A 20,080-nucleotide genomic window follows, 5' to 3' on the forward strand; every position below is an offset into this window, starting at 1 on the left:
TATAATAGACTTTGGATATCGTTTTAACAAGATTTTCGAAGGCAATTTGTATTCAACGGTAGCGCGCTGTACAGGTAGCTCGGATAACGACCCTGGAACCGCGCTTTTTTCGTACAATCTTATTGGAGCACCATCCGCTGGAAGCCTCGGCTTGCAGGAAACAAATGAGGAGGATTATTTATTTTAGCGCGTAAAAATATTGATAAGTTAGTATTCGTACCAACCATCGTTTTATTTATTCTCGCGTCATTGCTATTTATCTTAGGCGGCGGTCAATTACAGGCCACGCTCAGTTCCATTCTGAACTGGATTGATACTCGCATGTCATGGGCTTATATGATGGTGTACGTAATCAACTTTTTATTTTTTATGTATTTAGCATTCGGCAAGTTTGGTAAGGTGAAATTGGGTGATCCCGAAGACAAGCCCCACTACAGCAACTTTCAGTGGGGGAGCATGGTCTTCGCGACGGCGATTGATGCCAGTATCTTGATGCTGTCGATCGTGGATCCGCTGCGTTACCTGCAGCACCCGGCGTTTGGCTTCAAGCCATTTTCTAGTAACGCTTACAGCGCCGCCCACATGTTGGGCCAGTTCAACTGGGGCCCCATGGCGTGGATGATGTTTGCGCCAGCCACGATTGCGATTGCGTACGTCCTGTACGTGAAGCACGCCAAGGTTCAACGGGTCAGCGCGGCGATTACCAGTTTGCAAGGCGACAGTCGGGGCAAGGTTATTGCCCGCCACGTCGTCGACTTCCTGGTCGTCTTCGGCATCATGGGCGGGATTGGCTCGTCCGTGGGGATGGAAATCCCAATCATTTCGAAAGTGCTGAGCCGACTGACGGGTGTTCAAGACAACTTAATGCTAAAAATTGAGCTCTTCATTATCCTGTTTATTCTATTTGCCGTCACGGTCTTCCACGGGTTAAACGGTGGGATCAACCGCTTGAGTTCCGCACATATCTGGACGGCTTTAGGATTGTTAGCCATTATTTTAATTATTGGACCAACGATTTATATCTTAAATTCTGAAACAAATAGTATCGGGTTGATGGCCCAAAAGTTTATCGCCATGTCCACCAACACCTTGCCTAACGGTGGGGATAGTACCGCTCAGCAGGAAACGATTTTCTACTGGGGCTGGTGGTTATCCTACATGCCAGTCATGGGACTGTTCATCGCCCGGATTTCCAAAGGTCGGACGATTCGTCAGGTCTTGGTCGGGATGTTAACATACGGGGCCTTAGGGTGCATGAGTTTCTACGCCATCTTTGGGGGTTACTCCCTGTGGCTCCAACGGACTGGAGCCGTCAACTTGGTCCACATCTTAAATACGCAAGGCCAAGCTGCCGTGGTTGCCACGGTGATTGCGACGTTGCCATTTAAGATGATTATCCTGGCGTTGTACTGTATCTCTTGCTTCATCTTCCTGGCCACGACCATTTCGTCGTCAGCCTTCATCGTGTCATCCTTCACGAGTCTGCATTTGGATGATGGGCAAGAACCTAGTCGCTGGAACCGGATGATCTGGGTCATCGTCTTCATCGTCTTCTCCTTTGGGATCGTGATGGTCGGGGGCTTCAAGACCGTGCAAACCGTGTCAACGATCGCCGGTTTCCCACTGATGTTTGTCTGTTTGTTGCTGCTGCATTCCATTTGGCACATGCTGGCAGCCAAGCCAAAAGCGGTGCCCGTGGTCGTGCCACAGCCAGTCGTCATTCGGCGGATTACCGTCGAATTACCCCGTGCCGTTCGTGGACCAATGATTTTGTCACCGGACCACGCAAACTAATTTAAGTGAAAATGAATGTGAGGCTGGGACGACTTGTCCTGGCCTTTTATTGTTGTGACGAATATGTAAGGTTGAACATAAATTATCGACGTAATCCGCTACAGAGTAGGGAGACAACACTGAATATTTGCAACGCTGTCTAAACCTGCCGGCTTACCGTTCGCCAAATTTAGGCTGGAACGCTGTGGGGAGGACGCCGGCAGCCTGTGAAGCGGTCTGCCGACTCGCTTCAAACCGAGCCTGAGGACCGTCCCTCAGGCCGCAGGTGGTCTCCCCATAGCAGCCGGAATCTCTGGCAGCCGCAGGTGGCAATTTTTGACTGATTTTGTGGATTGAATCTCTGTTAGCTGGGCCGTTCAGGTTCTTTTGGACTTTCGACCTTTAGTAAGTATAAAATGAAACGATTTAGCCCCAGCTGTATTCGTAAATATGATACAATGGGGGCCGTATCATTCATTGGAGGGAATTAATTAATTATGGCAGATGAAAGCAATGATCCGCTGTTTTTCAAACGTATTTTAATTACGATCGATGAGGATGACCGGCCATCGACTAGTCGGGCGTTTCGGTTTGCAATGACCATGGCCAAAGATTACGGTGCACACCTGGGCATCGCGTCCGTGCTGGAAAGTAATGACATCAGCATTTATGAGTCCTTGATGCCAGATAAACTAAATGAAAAGCGTGAGCACTTGCGCAGCGTGGTCCGGGACTACGCAAAGAAGGCTGAGGCGTTTGGCGTGGAAGAGGTTCGCGCCATTGTCGCAGAAGGCGGCGACGTGGACGACGTGATTTTACAAAAAATCGTGCCCGACTTCGAGCCAGACCTGATTGTGTCCGGTGCCGACGTAGACTTCGCCAGTCACGGTAAGCCCGGTGCCATCGGCTTGCGGTTGACGAAGAAGGCCGACGTTTCGGTGATTGTGATTCGTTAGAATTTTACTTGAGTTAAATTGAGAGGTTGGGATCTTGATGGACCTAACCTCTTTTCATTTGGCAACGCGTAGTGGCGGGGCTAGACAAAGCATAACAAGAAAAATTGACCCGAATCGCAACCGCGATTTCGAGTCAATTTTTAGTTAAACAATCTAAATAGGGTTCTGTCGCGGCCGCTTAGTTTTACGGCAAATTGGTGTATAATTGACACATCTTATGGCACTGGTCATTGGCTGAAGCCGCAACGTTCCGGTGCATTTTCTACCAAGCCCGGCAACAAGGGCCAAAGCCAATTTCACCAGCAAGAAAGGGGAAACGTCAATGCCAACGCGTAAAATTCAAGGGTTTCTGTTCGACCTTCACGGCGTCATTGCCGATTCCTGGCAGTATCATTTGGCGTCCTGGCAGGCCATCGCGGCCGAACTCAGCATTCCGTGGACGCACAATTTAGCCGACGTCTTGCCCGGCATGAGTCGATTGGGCTCCCTGCAAACGATTCTGGCCTCCGCCAACCGTCAGGGCGAATTCACACCCGCGCAAATGACCCAGATCACCGATCACGAAAACGACCTCTACCGGCAGTACGTGGCGGCAATGACGCCAGCCAACCGCTTGCCAGGCGTGACGGATTTTCTCACCGAAATCGTTGCCGCCGGTTATCCACTGGCGTTGGCCTCCGCCTCAACCAATGCGCCCGCAGAAATCGCCCGCCTACAGCTGACGCAGTTCTTTACCCACATCGTGCCCGCCGGCAGCTTGAAGGCCAGTAAGCCCGCGCCCGACGTGTATTTAGCAGCCGCGAAGCTACTCAATTTACCAGCGACCAACTGTGTGGCCTTCGAGGATACCGTGACCGGCGTCCAGTCGGCCAAGCGGGCGGGGTGTCTGACCGTGGCCATCAATGGCGATCCGCTACCCGGTGCCGACGTGCAATTTCACAGTACGCGCGAACTCAGTCTGTCAGGCGTGCTGCAGGCACTCGGTCAGCCAGACGCTTAACCACCAATTCCTTTAAAACGACCGCTTGATTATGGGTCTCATCCTTGGCGCCGTACAGGAAAATGACGTCCTGGTCGGCCAATTGCGTTGCGACCAAGTCTAGAAAGGCGGGAAACGCTGCGTTGGCCGTCAGCTCCGCCAGGTATTTTTCCTTAAACGCCGGAAACTTTTCTGGCTCGTGGTTGAACCATTTGCGCAACTCGGTTGAAGGGCCCATGTCTTTTTCCCAGGATGCCAACTGCGCGTTGACCTTGGAAATGCCCCGGGGCCAGAGTCGATCGACCAAGACGCGGTAGCCGCTTAAGTCTGCGGGCTTGGTATAAATTCGTTCCAGTTTAATTGCCATTTTGACCATCTCCATGGGTCAATTCTACCATAGCGAAAGGGAAGCGAGAGTCCATGACGAACCCGTTAGCCGATTTCTTTACCGGGCGGCCCACTGCCCAGATTGCCCAAGAGTTGTTGGGGCACGAACTGATTTACCAAACACCCGCGGGGACCATGAGCGGCTGGATTGTGGAGGCTGAAGCCTATCTCGGTGAGCAAGATACCGCGGCGCACGCCTTCAATGGCCGTTATACGGCCGCTAACGCCGCGTTGTATGATGCGCCGGGAACAATCTACATTTACATTCTGCGGGGCTACTACATGCTAGATGTGGCTACTCAGGCGGCGGGCACCCCGCAAGGAATCCTGATTCGGGGCATCGAACCCCATCAGGGTCTGTCGTTGATGCAAGAACACCGGCCCAAGCCGGAACCAGAGGTCACCAACGGACCGGGAAAGCTGACGGCGGCGCTGGGATTACAGTCTAAGGACCTGAACCGCACGATGTTGGGCGCGCAGAATTTGACGATTACGCCGACCGTGACCCGTCAGCCCCGGGAGGTCGCAGCGACGTCGCGGGTGGGTGTCAGTGACGGCAGTTGGCAGGACCGACCGTTACGTTACATTGTGGCTGGCAATCCGTTTGTTTCCGGCAGTCGCAAGCGTGATTGGGACCACGAAAATCATGGCTGGCAAGGCTAGGCGTTCGGACTAATTGTTGTTATAATGAGTCCATAACGTTTTAAGGGATGGCATAAATTTATGAATATCGACATATTTATCGAAACGCGGAAGCGGCTCCACCTTTCCCAAGACCAGTTGGCACACGGCATCTGTACCCAGGCGACCTTGAGCAAATTCGAGCGCAACGGCAAAGTTCCCTCACTAAAAATCTTATTACAACTCTGTGATCGGCTAGAACTCACCCTTAACGACCTGTTCCCGTTAAACCACGATGAGGACTCGGTTCGCTCCCAGGCGCTAGAACAGGCGGAATTCCAACTATTGGTCGGTGAATATGCCGAAGCGCAAGCGAACCTGAAAAAGTTGGGTGATCCCGCCAACGGCACCCTGAATTTTCAAATGCGCTACTACTTCATTCGCGGCTACGTCACCGCGCTAAACGGCGGGGCGATTGCGGACGCCCTGTACGACTTTTCCCAAATCCTTAACCGCTTCGATGAAGGCCATCACTCGGTGTACTCGCTGTTGGCGTACACGGGGATGGGCGTTGCCTACAATCAGGATGGCGACACCACCCGCGCCGCTTTTTACTTCAACAAGGTTGCCGGAGAGATCCGCAACCTGACGTTTAAGAACAGCCATAATATTTGGCGCTCCCTGAACATTATTTATTACACCGGCCAATTTTACGGCCAAACGGGGGACCTCAAGGCTAGCGATGAGCTGTTGAACTATGGCGTCGAGGTCTGTGCCCGCTACCACGTGACTTATTACCTGGCGCGCATCCTGTACCAGCGCGCGCTGAACACGCGCCAACAGGCAGGGGATACCGCCCAAATCAAGCAGGATCTCCAGGACGCCGCGGCGTTCGCCCGGTTGAACCGGAATGATAATTTGTTAACACTGATTGCTAATTTTGACCAGAATTAAAAACAGTGGCCAACGCCTAATTTGACGTTGACCACTGTTTTTCGTTTAGTTGCGATGAAAGAGTTAACTGCTAACGTTGCATAAACCTGCCGGCTTACCGTTCGCCAAATTTAGGCTGGAACGCTGTGGGAGGACGGTCCAAGCCAAAGAGCGGTCTTGGACCTCGTTTTGAACCGCCAAACCCACGTTTCAAAATCGCCATCTTCCAAGCAGACCACATGGAAAATCCCACGGCTGAGCCTAAATTTGGCTCACTCACGCCTGCGTAGGCAGTGTCCAATAACTATGACAAACGTTGGCAGTCCGGCGAACTTTGTCAGCCTTCAAACCGAGCCGGAGGACCGTTTCTTAGGCCGCAGGCGGTCCCCACAGCAGACGGAATCTCTGGCAGCCGCAGGTGGCAATTTATAACGAATTTTGCATCGGAAATTACCGGTAAGGCTTAGTGCCAAAGTGCACGGCCGCCGCGCCCAGGTTGAACTGCTGGTAGTGGACCTGTTTGAGGCCAGCCGTGCGAAACATGGTGGCCAGGGCCGTGACCGACACAAACTTGTGGGTCGACTGTTGCAGGTAGTTGTAAGCCTGATAGTGGTGGGCGAAGCGGCCCATCAAGGGAACCACGTGGCCGAAGTAGAGTTGCCAACCGGCGTGAATCACGGGATTGGTGGGTTGTGACGTTTCCAAGCACACAACCTGGCCACCGGGCTTCAACACGCGCGCCATCTCTCGGAGCACCTGATTGGCGTCCGGGACGTTACGCAAGCCAAAGCCGATGGTGACCACGTTGAAACTGTTGTCCGGGTAGGGCAGGTGCATGGCGTCTCCCTGGCGCAAGGTGATCCGACTGGCGAGGTGGGCCGCTCGAACCTTTTGATCAGCTTCTCGCAACATGACGTCGCTAAAATCTAAACCGACCACGTGGCCCGCGGGCCCCACGGTTTGGGCGAGCGCCAAGGTCCAGTCACCCGTGCCACAACACAGGTCGAGTGCAAAGTCACCGGGCCGAATCGTCATGGCGTGCATGACTTGTTGACGCCAGATACGGTGAGTGCCCAAGCTGATGACGCTGTTCATTTGGTCGTACTGCGGGGCGATGCGGTTGAAAATGTCTTGCACCGTGTCTTCCGGTGTCTGATTGGTCAAAGCCATATTCGTCAGCCTCCAAGCTGCATTGATAAATGGTGGTTAACGCTGCGGTTACTAGGTACGCCAACCCTGTGGGGCAACCTCTAAAGCCTGAGAGGCGGTCTTTAGAGGCGCTTTGAACCTCGAAAGACCCGAGTTTCAAAGGCGTCCCCGTTCTAAGGCCAGGAAGACCGCCTGACCTAAGAAACGCGTCACAGGGTTTCTGTACCTAGTAACCTCCGCTAGACATCATTTATCAACTTGTGAATTAATTTGTGGATCAATTTAAAAAGTTTGGAGCATCCCAGACCTCCTAATTTACAGTGCGGCAACAGGCGGCTGGTACAGTTTGAATTTGATAGCTAACCGCCTCTGTCACACTCTCATCTTCAGTGTAAAACAAAAGAGCGAGGAAACCAATCCTCACTCCATCATTTTACGATTGTTATTTAAGGCGGTACTTTTCGTCAATCTCATCGTCTTGTGACGTTAAGAGCTTGGGACCGTCGTCCGTGATGACCAGGGTGTGTTCGTATTGTGCGGACAGTGAGCCGTCAGCCGTGACGTAGTATTCCCAGGATTTGTCGGCCGTTTCGCGGGAGGCAATTTCCCAGGTGCCCAGGTTGATCATGGGTTCGATGGTGATGGTCATGCCGGCACGTAGCCGGAGGCCCTTGCCTGCTTCACCGTAGTTTGGCACGTTTGGTTGTTCGTGCATGGTGGGTTGAATCCCGTGGCCAATCAGTTCACGGACGTCGCCCATGTGTTCCTGGCCTTCGGTGTAGGCTTGGATGGCATGGCCAATATCACCGATCCGGTTGCCGACAATGGCTTGGTCGATGCCCAAGTAGAGGGACTTCTTGGTGACGTCCATCAGGTGTTGTGCTTCTGGGCTGATTTTACCCACGGCGTAGGTCCAGCAAGAATCACTTTCAAAGCCGTCCAAATTAACCGTCATGTCAACGGCAACAATGTCGCCTTCCTTGAGTAACAGTTCCTTACGGGGGATGGCGTGGGCGACTTCATCGTTCACACTGACACAGGTAGCGTATTTGTAGCCTTCAAAGCCCTTTTCGGAAGGCTTAGCCCCGTGTTCTTCAATGTATTTGTTGGCAAAGCGTTCGATTTCCCAGCTAGAAATACCTGGCTTGATGATGTCCCGTAAGCCCTTGTGGACACCAGCTAAAACGGCACCGGATTCGGCCATTTTTTCAATTTCACGATCTGATTTAATGGTTATCAACGTGTTACCTCCTAAAAATTTATTACTACTTCTAATGTACACCAATTTCACGTTTTCAGCGACTTTGCGGTTGAAATATTTTCTGAAATTGATGGATGGTTACCTAAGTTGGGTTTTAGCCAGGTTTTTAGCTAGCAGTGTTTGGGTTTAAAGATCGGATGTTGTCGACGACTGCCTGGAAAATCGTGATTTGAATGTCAATTCAATAAACGACATTGCAATCAAGGCTGCGAGTTAGGTCAAAATTTACGGCGGGCTAAGACAGTGTCAGCCGCAGGAACGGTGAAAATGAGTCAAGCCGTGGGAATTGCCTTAGTGGCGTGAGCCGCTTAGGCAATTGATATCTTTGAGACGTGTTCTTCGGCTCAAAGTAAGCACGGAGACCGCTCTTTGGCTCCGGGCGTTCGCCCACAGCGGTCCGATCTCATTTTCACCGTTCCGGAGGCGTAGTGAACATCTGTCTCAGGCTGGAACCGGCCCCACAGCAGGGCGACTTGAGCCCGCCGCCGGGAACGTAACTAGTGAGCCCATTTTCAAATCCAATAGAAAAACCGAACGCGGATAGCACGTTCGGTTAACCCAATTAAGCCTTCAAACTAGTAATCTTGCCAGAGTTGACCTGTTCCAAGATCCGCTTGGCTTCGGTAATCCGGGCGTCACACAAAAAGTTCATGGCGTTGTCCTTTTCATCTTTGGCGCGGTTCATTTGTTCCGTTAAAAAGTTAATTTCATCGGTTAAATATGCTACTAAGTCCATTGTTTGCCCTCAATTCTGTGCGTCATCCGCAACGATTATCCCGTTCATTAGTCCCATTGTACCAAAAATCACCCAATAAGTAACTTCGTTCAACATGGGACGGCGGGTTGGTTTACAGCGCGACGGAAAAGGACTAGGATAGAAGTCAGTTAATAATGTTTCTAAAGTGGCAAGAGGAGTGAGAGCAGTGCAGGAAGAGGCAATTGATTTACAGGGGCGGCCCTACGGCCATATGGCATTTATCTGGACACTACTAGCGGGGACGTTCACCATGTCCATCAGCCAGTCATCGTTGTCGACGGCCTACCCGACGTTGATGAAATACTTCAACGTCCCGGCGTCGACCGTTCAGTGGTTGACGACCGGTTTCATGTTGGTGATGGTGGTCATGATGCCAGTGAGCCCATGGCTATTAAATAACATCCGGTTCCCAGTCTTGTTCGTTAGCGTGCTGGCGTTGTTCGACGTTGGGACGTTTATCATCTACCTGGCAACCAGCTTTCCGTTGATGATGTTGGGCCGGGTGATGGAGGCCATGGCGGTCGGCATCATGTTCCCATCCTATCAAACGGTCATGTTGCGGATTACCCCGGAAGCACAGCGGGGCGGTGTCATGGGGTTTGCCGGCCTAGTGATGGGCTCGGCGTTAGCGGTTGGCCCAATCATTTCTGGCATCGTTTTAAAATACACGACTTGGCAGGGGCTGTTCGTGGTCTTCATGGTGATTATCACGGTAGTCTTCCTGGTGGCGTTGAAAACGATTAAAGACGTGATGCCACAACACAAGGCGCACCTGGACTACTGGTCCGTCTTGAGCAGTCTCGGCTTCATTGGCATTCTTTACGTGGTCAATCAGATTGGCCAGACGGCGGTCGACTGGACCGCTATGAGTGGTCTGTTGGTCGTCAGTCTGTTAGCGGTGGCTTACTTCGTTTACCGGCAGTTCCACGTGGCGGCACCGTTGCTGGATCTGCGAGTGCTCAAGACGTTTAACTTTGACTTGGCGGTCCTCTTGACGGGGACGTCCTACATCGCCTTGATTGTCGTGACGATTGTCTTTCCGTTGTACTACCAAGAAGTGCTGGGCATCTCGCCGTTTGCATCCGGAATGGCCTTGGTACCAGGAGCGGTGGTCCTGAGCCTGTTGAACCCATTGACGGGTAAATTGGCCGACAAAATTGGCTTCAAGGCAACCATGTTGACGGGGATGTCGATGATTGTGCTGGGCTGGTTGTGGTTGACGCTGGTGGGTGGTCGTCAGTCATTGGTGGCCATGATCCTAACGGCAACGCTGATTGAAGGGGGTAACGCCTTCGTCATGATGCCAGCCGTGACGTTGGGCGCCAACTCCTTACCAGATCAGTTGATCTCGCACGGAACGGCGGTCATCACCACCGTTCGGCAAATCCTTGGATCAACGGGGGTTGCGGTGGCGACCCTGATTCTGGCGGCGGTGACGGCTGGCCAACTGAAGGTCACCACGAGAGCCGCAGCCAATATAGCGGGGTACCACGCAGTCTTTGTCACGTTCCTAGCAGTTGCCGTAGTGGGCTGGATCTTCGCAGCCATGTTACGTGACGGTCGGAAGGAAAAAGTAACCGCCTAATTGAAAATACCCAAAGAGGGACCGTGACGATTGCCGTCGCGGTCCTTTTAGGTGATCTTAGACTTAGGAGAAAGTCAAACTGACTGAGATTGTTACTAGTTGTCGACGATTCCCCAGTTGTTTTGAATCTCGACATACTTTCTGACGTACTTGGCATTTACCCAACCGGTGAGCGCGCTATTGTCCTGAGCGATAACGTGATAATAGGTATCCCTTTCGCGGGTTCGTTCCGCTGCTGAATCAATTTTGAATTTAGCTAGGTGTGGAATTGTTGTCGATTCACCAGAAGTCATCTTGCCAAGTAATTTTGTTTTATACGCCGTGTAAGGAACAACATTCCAAAGCTTTCCAGGCGTAGCTATGCCAACGTCACCAGAAAAATAAGAGGGGATGTTTACTTTTTTTGTCGTTTGCACTTTTTTAATTCCCCCGGTAATCTTGCCAACTTTTTTACCACCATAAATATAGCCGCGATACTTTCCGTTTTGACTGACCATTTTATAGTACACGCTTCCTGAGTTGGTTGTTTGATAGCCGTAGACGTAGAAGTAATAAGTTGATCCCTTGTCACGGTTGTTCTTGTTATGGAAAACATAGGCGGCGGCATCTGACTTGCTGTATGACCCAAAACTTTTCAGCTTTGCCTTCGACGCAACAAGCTTAGCGCCTCTCATGTTTCCAGGCTTGGTGTAAAGCGCATTTGTACCTGTTGTAGCAACATTGTAGCCTTTTCCAGAGATAGCTGTATACCCCGACTTAACAGATTGCGCTTTCACATGGTCAATCTTCCCCTTACTAAGGAGAACCATGCAGATCAGCAATACCCCTGAAATTGTCATTACTTTGAAATAAGAATTCATACTATTTCCCTCCCTTTTGGCTTATTATAAAGCAAAATTAATTTTATTTTGTTTCAATTACATTAAGTTTACGTGATAATAAATTCATAGTACTTACTAACTTCATTAAAGCATTTTGCATAGGATTTTGAATTGTGAGGACTACCATAATTGAGAGTCAGATAATAATTTGGGAGGAGAAATTATTATGAGTGAAGAAAATGATGAATTACTTGACGAACGATTTGATTCTGGACGTCCCGTTGGTAGTGACAAGCTACTTTTAGACCGTGGTGACTTTAAGTCAGAACAAGCAATGGATGAGTATTTCAACGCGCATCCTGAAGCACCGAGGGATGCCTATGATTATGACCTCAAAGCTCGTAGTATTGGTGTTGGTACGAGTCAAGTTGTCCGTACTTCTACGAGATCTACAGCACCAGGAACACTAGAATATACACTCTCAGGATTAACTTATGGCAATGTTGTTCAAAGCTGTTACATTGGAAGCTCGTACCTTTACACTACACAGCAAGTGGATACTAAGGCAGGAGCAAAGCAAGTGATTGGGCGTTTTCAGCTTGGTGGTAGTACATTACGGTGTAAAGATGAAATGACCTTAACTCGGTTTGGACATGGGCAAACTTTACAGTGGTTTGATAACGCCCAAAAGGTTCCGTATTTTTGGATTGTTTGCAAAGCGACTAAAGTCGACAATCCTAATCTAGACAGTGTTGACTGGGGAACACAGATTGGTCGCTTTCAATACCAACCGAATGTTAAGGTCGATTACACTAACATCGCTCGAATTTCTAGTATTAATCGTGCTAATAAGAATGGTGCATCTTTTGGGACACTTAAGCGGTGTGAGGCCGCTTTGGACAGTGCTCGTAAATATTTACTTATCTGGGGGATGAATACATCTGGTAAGGTTCAATTTTCTTATTACAAGGCATCACGACTAAATCAGATTTTAGATGGCAAGGAAAATTTGAATTCTAAATATATTTCAGCCGGAGATGCGCAAATTGTCGGGGCCTGCATTGATTCATACCCCGTAGATAAGTTTTACTCGATGATTGCCAACTCTTCTGTACAAGGAATCGAATTTAACGATAATCAAAATATCTATATATCTGGTGGGGCATCAGGGGTAGTACCAGTGATTCAAAAAGGTGGCTGGCGTACCCATGATTTTGCCGCCCATGCTGTTAAAATTACTGGTGGTATTTTATCAAGTCCGTCACAATTTAAGCTTGAGACTGAAGGAATTCAATTAAAAGGAAATTATGTTTACTTAAATGTGACGACCCATTCGGACGGAAAACGAATGATTTTTTCAATTCCAAAGTCAGCTTTTTAGGTCTATTTTCCCATGGAAGTCTATAGAATCTCGTCAAATGGTTTCACTTTGTGTAATGGTCACACGTGCGATTTCTGTTTATTCCCATTTTTAGCTAGGCTGGATCTTCGCAGCCATGTTACGTGACGGTCGGAAGGAAAAAAGTAACCGCCTAATTGAAAATACCCAAAGAGGGACCGTGACGATTACCGTCGCGGTCCTTTTAGGTGATCTTAAACTTCAAAGATGTGTGGTGAAACCGAACAAACGTCACGCCTGATGGGACCTAGTCTACCCGTTCAAACACTTCACAGAAACACGGAATTTGTTCGGTGAAGGTCTGGCCCATTTGGCGATAGGCGTCCTCGAAAAATTTGCGATGTTCCTGGCGCCACATCGTGAGGGTCCGGTCGTCTTCGCCCTCATGATAGGCGTGTTCCCGGGTCACCTGATCAAAGGCGACGACCTCGGTAACCTTGGTTTGCGTCACGCAGATGGGCTGGTCGTGAGCGTCTAAAATGACGTTGTACTCGCCGACAAAGGGGAGCGGTTCATCTGGCTCATAGAGGTCGAGAGCGGACGTGGTGGCCGTTTTCTGGCCAATTTTGACTAGGTGAGCCAGATGGTCTGCGAATTCGTCCGTTGAGCCAAAGGCATAGGTGTCGTGATGGTTGGTGGTGACTGCGGGATGGGTAACTTTGAAATGTTGCCAAAAATTTTCTGCGTCCATAATGGGCCTCCTAGTGAATGAGATTGTGTTTAGTCTACGCTAGTTTGGCGGGAGAGACCAGGCATAATTATTTTAATGGCATAAATATAAATATATAAATAATATATACGGTAGACTAATCTGACGAATAGGGCTATGATAAGGCAATGGTTGTTGGTAGAAGCGCTGCGAAGGAGAGAAGATAGATGAAGCTGTATCTAAAAGGAGTCATGATTGCCACCGCTATTGTAGGGTGGGGTTGGCACAGCAGTATTGTCGGGGAAGCCAGTAACTATTCAGCGAGACGAGCGAACTCGGTGCGATTAGTTTGGCGCCATAGCATGGGGCGCCACGCCTATCACACGGTTAAGGGAGCACGATATTCTAAGCATCTGGGCGTGAAGTACAGCACTAATGATGATCTGCCAGACGTGACTTGGTATACGGATGCTCACGAAAAGCTGTACAACAAGGCCAAGCGAACGTCAGCTATTTATTATCATGTGAAGAGTGGGGATGGCCAGCATGGTGGCTGGATCTGGCGGGGGTATTTGACAGCTGGTCAGGCCGCAGAGGTAGCTGGGACAACATCGCAGCAATCCGATAATCCTAAGGTCGTCCTATTCAATGCCAAAAGCTCGGCAGAGTACCAGCATGCGATTGAGACGCAGGATTATTACGCCTTGGCGAAGAATGTGTGGGCGTTGTTTCCTGGGACTAAACTGAATCTTTGGTTGTCACAATTTACGGCATACTCCGGCATTATTGGTTCTCAGAACAAGCATAATTTTGATGGCTTAAAAAGTGAAGGTGTTTCCAGTCCTGGTGAAATTGTGAGCTGGGATCTTGGCAATAGATGGAAAGAACTCCAGGATAGTAAGAGTAGATCGATGAGTGAAAGAATTAAATGGCTAACGGAAAAATTAAACCAATCTGGTCTCTCGAAAGTTAAACGGGAACAATTTAAGGACTGGTATATTGGATTGAATTTTGTGGATGATGAAAATGATGGCAGTAATATTAATTACAATAGCCTCGTTGACTCAGATGAACATCCATTTCATTACGAAATTATCCTGGCACCACCAACTAGTTTTCAAACGCTACACAAAGAATAGTATCTAGTTAATGACAGCATGAGAGAGGGAGAGAACAGATGAAGCTGTACTTAAAGGGAGTCATCGTTGCTACCGCCGTATTGGGGTGGGGATGGAGCAGCAGTATTGTCGGGAAAGCCAATAACTATTCAGCGAGACGAGCGAATTCGGTGCGATTAGTTTGGCGCCATAGCATGGGGCGGCACGCCTATCACACGGTTAAGGGAGCACGATATTCTAAGCATCTGGGCGTGAAGTACAGCACTAACGATGATCTGCCAGACGTGACTTGGTATACGGATGCGCACGAAAAGCTGTACAACAAGGCCAAGCGAACGTCAGCTATTTATTATCATGTGAAGAGTGGGGATGGCCAGCATGGTGGTTGGATTTGGCGGGGGTATTTGACAGCGGGACAGATGACGGAGTCTAATGTGCAGAAACCTGGAAATGATAGTGACCAGTCTTTTCGAACTGTTGAGCAGACCAACTGGACACAACAAAGTAAAGATAGAAGAATAACACAGGCTGAGATTGCGGCGATGAAACTATTTCCGAAAACTGTGTTTGACTTGCGAGCATTCACAGCGACTAATGATTACTTGTTTATAGATGATGTGAATGCAGTTGATGCTTATGACGAGAGAACAAGCGCCGGCCGTGAAATGTATAGAAAACTGTTGGCCTATCGTGGGGCACCGTCCAACAAATTTGCGTTCACTAAATTTGTTGTTAAAGATTTGAGTAGTGTGGAGTCGATTGATCAGGCTTTAACCAAAGTGGGATTTGATAAAGAGCAACGTAGCAAGTATGCAGGTTGGCATATTGGTATTTCCATTCTTGATTATTCCGAGGATAATGTGGAAGAGGGAGCGGTACCTGGGGAAGGACTATTATTGTTGGGGAAAGATTGACGGCGTGCTTCCAAAAAGCTGGTGTGATATTAAAAAGCCGCCAAACCAGCAAAGGTTTGGCAGCTTTTTAATTGGACATTTTTAGTTAAGATTACTGATTTACATGGCGAAATATGTCAGATACTCCAAGATTTTTTGAAATTCGGACCTTGATAGCCAAATCTATGACGAATTACTTCGTTACGAGTTGGATTAAATTGGACGATTTCCCAAGCATTTTCTGAAAGGGTATTGAGTGATCGAGAGGTAGATCCATCACCGCGGTCTGCAAGGGCACATGTGGTCGTAACAAATTGAATTTGTCCAGATAACGCATGATTGTCCATATGAGTATGACCAGCAAAGAACCCTAGAATATTATGTTGCTTTTCTTGGTGTGTGGTCAAAATATCATAAATGTTTCGGCTCGTTGCGAGTCCTGCTTGATAAGAAGCATATGGAGAATGTTCAAACCAGCTATTATTTTTATCGCTAATTGCCCATTGATTAACTGGAATTCCGGTTAAGGAGATATGATCGAATACAGCAATTTTTTGGGAATCAGGTAAGGAACTCAGAGTATTTCGTAACCAATCCTGTTGGGCAGACGAATATTCAGTATGTCCATGTCGGAGCTTTGTCCGCGTTGGTGCGGCATAGTCAGGTTGATCGAAGCCGTCAAGCACAAGGACTGTTAAGTTGCTGTTAGGAACGTCATAGCGACCGAAAACGGCATTGTTCGGGTTGTTACTAGGGGTGTTCAGCCAGCGGCCAAACCAATTTCGACGAAGGGTTAAGGCTTCAGAGTTGGTAATTACTTGATCAGCATTATTATGAGCCTCATCCCGAGCATATCCCGAATTATCATCATGATTTCCCTGAAGGATAATAAAGGGACGCTGACTGAGCTTAATAGCATCGACACCACGCTTTACTTCATTGATTGAAACACTTTTTGGTTTTACGCCATCATTTAAATCACCACCATGAACGACCAAATCGACACCAAAGTGTTTGGCAAAGTAGCTCATGAGTTTCATGTTACGTAAAACTCTAGCAGTGCTTGGCGTCTTATAACTATCGAAGTGAGTGTCAGTAATGTAGGCAATGGATACGCTTTGTGAGTCCGCTGATGCTTTAATGTTTTGTGCAAGTGTGGTCATTTCAGCTAGTTCTGTGGAAGTTGGGGTTACCTCTACAGAGGATGAAACATCAGAAATTAACAGATTTGATTCAAGGTAAGAGGTGTCCCCGACACCATGCCTTAAGTCCTTAGTGTATGGCCAAAGTTCTTCAGGTGGTTGCATTTTGGCATTATCGTTTTGAACGTATGAGTAGCTTGAAGTGTTTGACTTCTCACCGTTTTGCATTGATTTTAGATGATCCATTGTACTAATTGGCAAATACTGACCATTTCGAAGAATGACCCATAAATGCCCATTGTTGAACAGCTTATAATTGTAATCAATTCTAGTACCAGCCTGATATTTGTGGAGCTTGTTAGCAGATTTCATGAACGGTTGATCTCGTCCCCAAGCATTTGACGTAATAGTTAGCGTTGATCTGGAAGGATAATGGTAACCCTCTCTAATGTTTTCGCGATAGTCACTACTGGTTAGCGGCAATAGGCCAGTGTCAGTGCCACCTTGTGGTCGTGAGAAGTGGGACGAACCAGTAGATTCATTGTTGTTACTACTGTTGTCCACATTACCAGTCGACGTCCCAGAATTGTCTTGCGTGAGGACCGGATCACCGGGATTCGCATCAGTCCCATAAGACCGGTAAGGATTGATTGTGGCATACGGTACGTAGTAGGTCGCGCCACTCGTATGAATGTAGCGGAACCAATAATGTCCGTCGGCCTTAATTTTAGCATTGTAGTAAACAGTTTGATTCTCAAGAAAGCGATCGACCTTATTGGCAGTTGTCATATTTGTTCGATCCCGCCCGCGAGCTGGTTCATCAAAGGTGAAAGAACCTTTCATGACTAAAATCGTGCCGTCGGGAGTTTGGTCCGCAATATCGGCACCGGTTTGACCGGTTAGCGTACCTAATAGGTGGCCAGGATGAGGGGTGGAGACATTGGATCCACCATCATTCCCACCAGGAACGACGACAGTTTCTGGCTTAATCGGATTCCCAGGATTGGTATCCGTCCCAAAGTAAGTTTCCTTATCCGTATTGGCGTAAGGTACATAGTGACGGCCACCAGAATTGCTCATATAGGACAGCCACAGGTGATTGCCGTTCTTGAGCTTACTGTCGTAGTTGACAGATTGGCCAACCTGATAGGTGACAATACCAGGGTCACTCATGTCAGGCGTGTTGCGGACCCGACATTTGGTATTGAAGGTGAAGCGACCGGACGTATAAATCTTGTACATATCAGGTGTGTTGCTAACGTTAATAGACATAATAATTAACCTTCTTCTTTTATTTTTTTGTAACAAAAAGCACCTCGCTGGTTTGATACGCAGTGAGATGCTCTTAAGTGGTGTATGTGATGTTAGATTCTAAATGCAGAGTGAATAGGCAGACCTCCTTGGTTGGCGCTCAGATGGATGCTTACTGATAAATTTTTGAGCGTCTTTAGAAATTTGGTACAATACCATCTTAAGGCCTTTTCAAGAGCCTTTTCCGCTAAGAGTCGGCAACTTAACAGTCAAATAACCGCAATTTCTCGGCTTGATAGTCAACTGAAAGGAATAATTTATGGGGTAAGAAAGTAAGACCTTACGTATGAATATGATTGCTTTCAGCTTTGTGAATATGGTAAAGTTCATGAATAGATTTCAAAAAAAGAGAGTGGGACCAAAGGCGGTTAGCTGGTGAGTATTAAGGCTGATAGCCGAATAATCCCGGGCTTAGATTGTTTGGCTATCAGTTTTAAGCGGAGCCAGCTGCCTTTTGCACACGTTTCAGCAATATGGAATTGGAGAACCAAAAAGAGTCTGGGGTTTGTTTCCCAGACTCTAATTTATTAGTTTGTGATTACTGGATCGCCAGGATTGGTGTCGGTTCCAAAGTAGGTCTTTTTCGTAATGTTGTCGTAGGGAATGTAGCGTCTAGTGCCACTGACTGAGATGTAAGACAACCAATAATGGTTGTCATTCTTAATCTTTGAATCATAGTTCACCGTCATTCCAGCCTTGTAAGTGGCAACGCCATTGTCATTCATAAAGAGTGTATCGCGAACACGACAATTGGTATTAAAGGTGAAAGATCCGTGACGCTGAATGGTATAGCCTTCGGGCGTAGGCACTGGCTGTTGTGGCTTAGGGGGAATGGGTGCCGTAGGTCCGGGCGTTCCGGGGGAGGCAATGGGATCGGTGTTATTGGTGTCGTTGCCGAAGTAGGTGCCAGTCGTAATGTTTGCATAGGGAACGTAGTGGCGGGCCCCACTGGCAGATTCATATGACAACCAGAAATGATTATCCGCCTTGATTTTGCGATCGTAATTAACGGCATTACCAATCGCGTAGGTGGCAACCCCAGGATCAGTCATCTGAGTTGTGTTGCGGACACGACAATTTGTATTAAAGATGAACTTCCCCGCCTGGGCAATTTGGAAATTCTCCATGGTTGCTTGTGCACCAGAAAGGTCCATCTGAGGGTGATTAGAGGGAGTCGTGCCGTACGTCCCTGTATTTCCCAGGTTGTAGATGTGCCACCAATTACTGGCATTTGCTTGGCGAATGGCTAAGGAATCTTGCGTAGGAAAATGCATTTCGTAGCCCTGCAGAAATTCAAGTGCTGCTTGACGAGGATTGGTTTCATGAGCAAATTGAAGGAACGTCTTGCCACCACCGTAAAATCCGTTGGAAGTGGTCACTTGGCCCCAGATGTAATCTAATTGGACATTCATATCGCTGACAGATTTACCCATGCGGTCTGCGTAGTTTTTAATCTTTCCGGCGGGCGTGAATTGTGCAACACCATAGCCGGTTTTAGAGTACATGGACCAAGTGTGGGGCATGCCATATTGCCATTGGGCTGGATTAATACTTGATTCATGCTGGAAATTTCCCAAGATACCGCAGATTGCGGCATCGGATAATCCCTTAGCGTGAAAGTAATCGAAGACTTGTTTTGCGTGAAGATGAATCGCATCTAGTGATGGCTTGGGGGGCGTTACTGGTGGTCGTGGGGTGGCATTGGACTGATCACCGATGAGTGTGCCATCAAAATCGTAACTGAAATCCACATGGAGGCCGTGCCCGTTGTCCGTGTATTGCCAGGCACTGGCATGGTTGACACCTGGCTGACTGGAGCCATAGGAAGCTACCCAGATTGGTGTTTGATTATACAGCTGATACTGTTTGATTCGACCAGATGTGAACCAGCTAGCGGAGGCGTAGACGACTAAGTGATGGTATCCTTGTTCGGTCATGTACCTTAAGAATAGGTTGATGTCATTGGTGACCTGATTCATCAAAACGGCATCTTCAATGTCTAACGCGCAGACGGTTGACTTGTCTAAACCCACGGCTTGCAGATTTTGAATAAACCACTTGGCTTCGTTAATCGGATCATTGACACCGAAGCGTTGTGAGTTTGCCTTAAAATAATGATAGGCACCAACGCTTTTGAAGACTTGCAGACCGTTTGCTACTTGGGTCGCAGCCTTGGGGTTCAAGTAGCGATCCCCTGTGGCAGACCCTTGCGTGATTTTGACCATGATGCTGGTTGCGTAGCGACTAAGGGACTGCATGAAACTCATGGAACTGGGTTGATAACTGGAAATATCGGCTACTTCTTTAAACATAACGATTCACATCCCGCTTCTTTATTTTTGGTAC

General features: G+C 48.4%; 17 protein-coding genes. 9 read left to right on the top strand and 8 right to left on the bottom strand.

The genetic code is table 11. From position 1 onward, the window contains the following. Positions 1-180 precede the first annotated feature (180 nt). From EKM99_RS03245 to EKM99_RS03255, 3 genes are all read left to right on the top strand, one after another. On the top strand, positions 181-1,794 hold the full coding sequence (locus tag EKM99_RS03245) for a BCCT family transporter (protein ID WP_404819767.1): 1,614 nt from the start codon (positions 181-183) through the stop codon (positions 1,792-1,794). A gap of 476 nt (positions 1,795-2,270) precedes the next feature. Further along, the gene (locus tag EKM99_RS03250) at positions 2,271-2,729 is read left to right on the top strand and encodes a universal stress protein (RefSeq protein WP_125580903.1); all 459 of its coding nucleotides are present in this window, start codon (positions 2,271-2,273) and stop codon (positions 2,727-2,729) included. Positions 2,730-3,051: 322 nt separating this feature from the next. After that, positions 3,052-3,729 carry an HAD-IA family hydrolase gene (locus EKM99_RS03255; RefSeq protein ID WP_125580905.1) on the top strand — a complete coding sequence of 226 codons (678 nt, stop codon included), beginning with the start codon at positions 3,052-3,054 and terminating at the stop codon, positions 3,727-3,729. On the opposite strand, the gene EKM99_RS03260 is transcribed toward EKM99_RS03255, so the two are convergent. After that, positions 3,683-4,075 (bottom strand): DUF488 domain-containing protein, encoded by a 393-nt coding sequence (locus EKM99_RS03260; protein WP_125580907.1) that lies wholly within the window; start codon positions 4,073-4,075, stop codon positions 3,683-3,685. The genes EKM99_RS03255 and EKM99_RS03260 overlap by 47 nt on opposite strands. Positions 4,076-4,128: 53 nt before the next feature. On the opposite strand from EKM99_RS03260, the gene EKM99_RS03265 reads away from it, so the two are divergent. Further along, on the top strand, positions 4,129-4,758 hold the full coding sequence (locus EKM99_RS03265) for a DNA-3-methyladenine glycosylase (RefSeq protein ID WP_125580909.1): 630 nt from the start codon (positions 4,129-4,131) through the stop codon (positions 4,756-4,758). Between the two features lie 60 nt (positions 4,759-4,818). Further along, the gene (locus EKM99_RS03270; RefSeq protein ID WP_125580911.1) at positions 4,819-5,670 is read left to right on the top strand and encodes a helix-turn-helix domain-containing protein; all 852 of its coding nucleotides are present in this window, start codon (positions 4,819-4,821) and stop codon (positions 5,668-5,670) included. A 429-nt stretch (positions 5,671-6,099) separates the two neighbouring features. Here the strand turns inward: EKM99_RS03270 and EKM99_RS03275 are convergent, their stop codons facing one another. The 3 genes from EKM99_RS03275 to EKM99_RS15745 all read right to left on the bottom strand — a co-directional run bounded on the left by EKM99_RS03275 (position 6,100) and on the right by EKM99_RS15745 (position 8,795). Further along, positions 6,100-6,819, bottom strand: coding sequence for a demethylmenaquinone methyltransferase (locus EKM99_RS03275; RefSeq protein ID WP_125580913.1), 720 nt, complete (start codon positions 6,817-6,819; stop codon positions 6,100-6,102). A 421-nt stretch (positions 6,820-7,240) separates the two neighbouring features. Continuing rightward, positions 7,241-8,038 carry a type I methionyl aminopeptidase gene (map, locus tag EKM99_RS03280; RefSeq protein ID WP_125580915.1) on the bottom strand — a complete coding sequence of 266 codons (798 nt, stop codon included), beginning with the start codon at positions 8,036-8,038 and terminating at the stop codon, positions 7,241-7,243. A gap of 583 nt (positions 8,039-8,621) precedes the next feature. Further along, positions 8,622-8,795: a hypothetical protein gene (locus EKM99_RS15745; protein WP_164511501.1), complete on the bottom strand. Its 174-nt coding sequence runs from the start codon at positions 8,793-8,795 to the stop codon at positions 8,622-8,624. Between the two features lie 232 nt (positions 8,796-9,027). On the opposite strand from EKM99_RS15745, the gene EKM99_RS03285 reads away from it, so the two are divergent. Beyond that, entirely contained in the window at positions 9,028-10,401 is a 1,374-nt protein-coding gene (locus EKM99_RS03285; RefSeq protein ID WP_125580986.1) for an MFS transporter, read from the top strand. 95 nt (positions 10,402-10,496) lie between these two features. Here EKM99_RS03285 and EKM99_RS03290 read toward each other — a convergent pair whose 3' ends face one another. Next, positions 10,497-11,261, bottom strand: a complete 765-nt coding sequence (locus tag EKM99_RS03290; protein WP_125580917.1) for a hypothetical protein — start codon at positions 11,259-11,261, stop codon at positions 10,497-10,499. 187 nt (positions 11,262-11,448) lie between these two features. Between EKM99_RS03290 and EKM99_RS03295 the strand changes: the two genes are divergently transcribed. Then, positions 11,449-12,603, top strand: coding sequence for a helveticin J family class III bacteriocin (locus EKM99_RS03295; protein ID WP_125580919.1), 1,155 nt, complete (start codon positions 11,449-11,451; stop codon positions 12,601-12,603). A 265-nt stretch (positions 12,604-12,868) separates the two neighbouring features. Here the strand turns inward: EKM99_RS03295 and EKM99_RS03300 are convergent, their stop codons facing one another. Further along, complete coding sequence (locus tag EKM99_RS03300) at positions 12,869-13,312, bottom strand: ASCH domain-containing protein (protein ID WP_125580921.1); 444 nt, start codon at positions 13,310-13,312, stop codon at positions 12,869-12,871. 185 nt (positions 13,313-13,497) lie between these two features. Between EKM99_RS03300 and EKM99_RS15970 the strand changes: the two genes are divergently transcribed. Together EKM99_RS15970 and EKM99_RS15975 are read left to right on the top strand one after the other, a co-directional pair. Next, positions 13,498-14,409 (top strand): hypothetical protein, encoded by a 912-nt coding sequence (locus EKM99_RS15970; protein ID WP_225419764.1) that lies wholly within the window; start codon positions 13,498-13,500, stop codon positions 14,407-14,409. 38 nt (positions 14,410-14,447) lie between these two features. Next, positions 14,448-15,302 carry a hypothetical protein gene (locus EKM99_RS15975; protein WP_225419765.1) on the top strand — a complete coding sequence of 285 codons (855 nt, stop codon included), beginning with the start codon at positions 14,448-14,450 and terminating at the stop codon, positions 15,300-15,302. Between the two features lie 116 nt (positions 15,303-15,418). Here the strand turns inward: EKM99_RS15975 and EKM99_RS03315 are convergent, their stop codons facing one another. Both EKM99_RS03315 and EKM99_RS03320 read right to left on the bottom strand, forming a co-directional pair. Continuing rightward, entirely contained in the window at positions 15,419-17,695 is a 2,277-nt protein-coding gene (locus EKM99_RS03315) for an SH3 domain-containing protein (RefSeq protein WP_125580923.1), read from the bottom strand. 566 nt (positions 17,696-18,261) lie between these two features. Beyond that, a complete protein-coding gene (locus EKM99_RS03320) occupies positions 18,262-20,046 on the bottom strand; it encodes a phage tail tip lysozyme (protein WP_125580925.1) in 1,785 nt (594 codons plus the stop codon). Between the last annotated feature and the right edge of the window lie 34 nt (positions 20,047-20,080).

Source organism: Levilactobacillus cerevisiae (assembly GCF_003946245.1).
Taxonomy (GTDB): Bacteria; Bacillota; Bacilli; order Lactobacillales; family Lactobacillaceae; genus Levilactobacillus; species Levilactobacillus cerevisiae.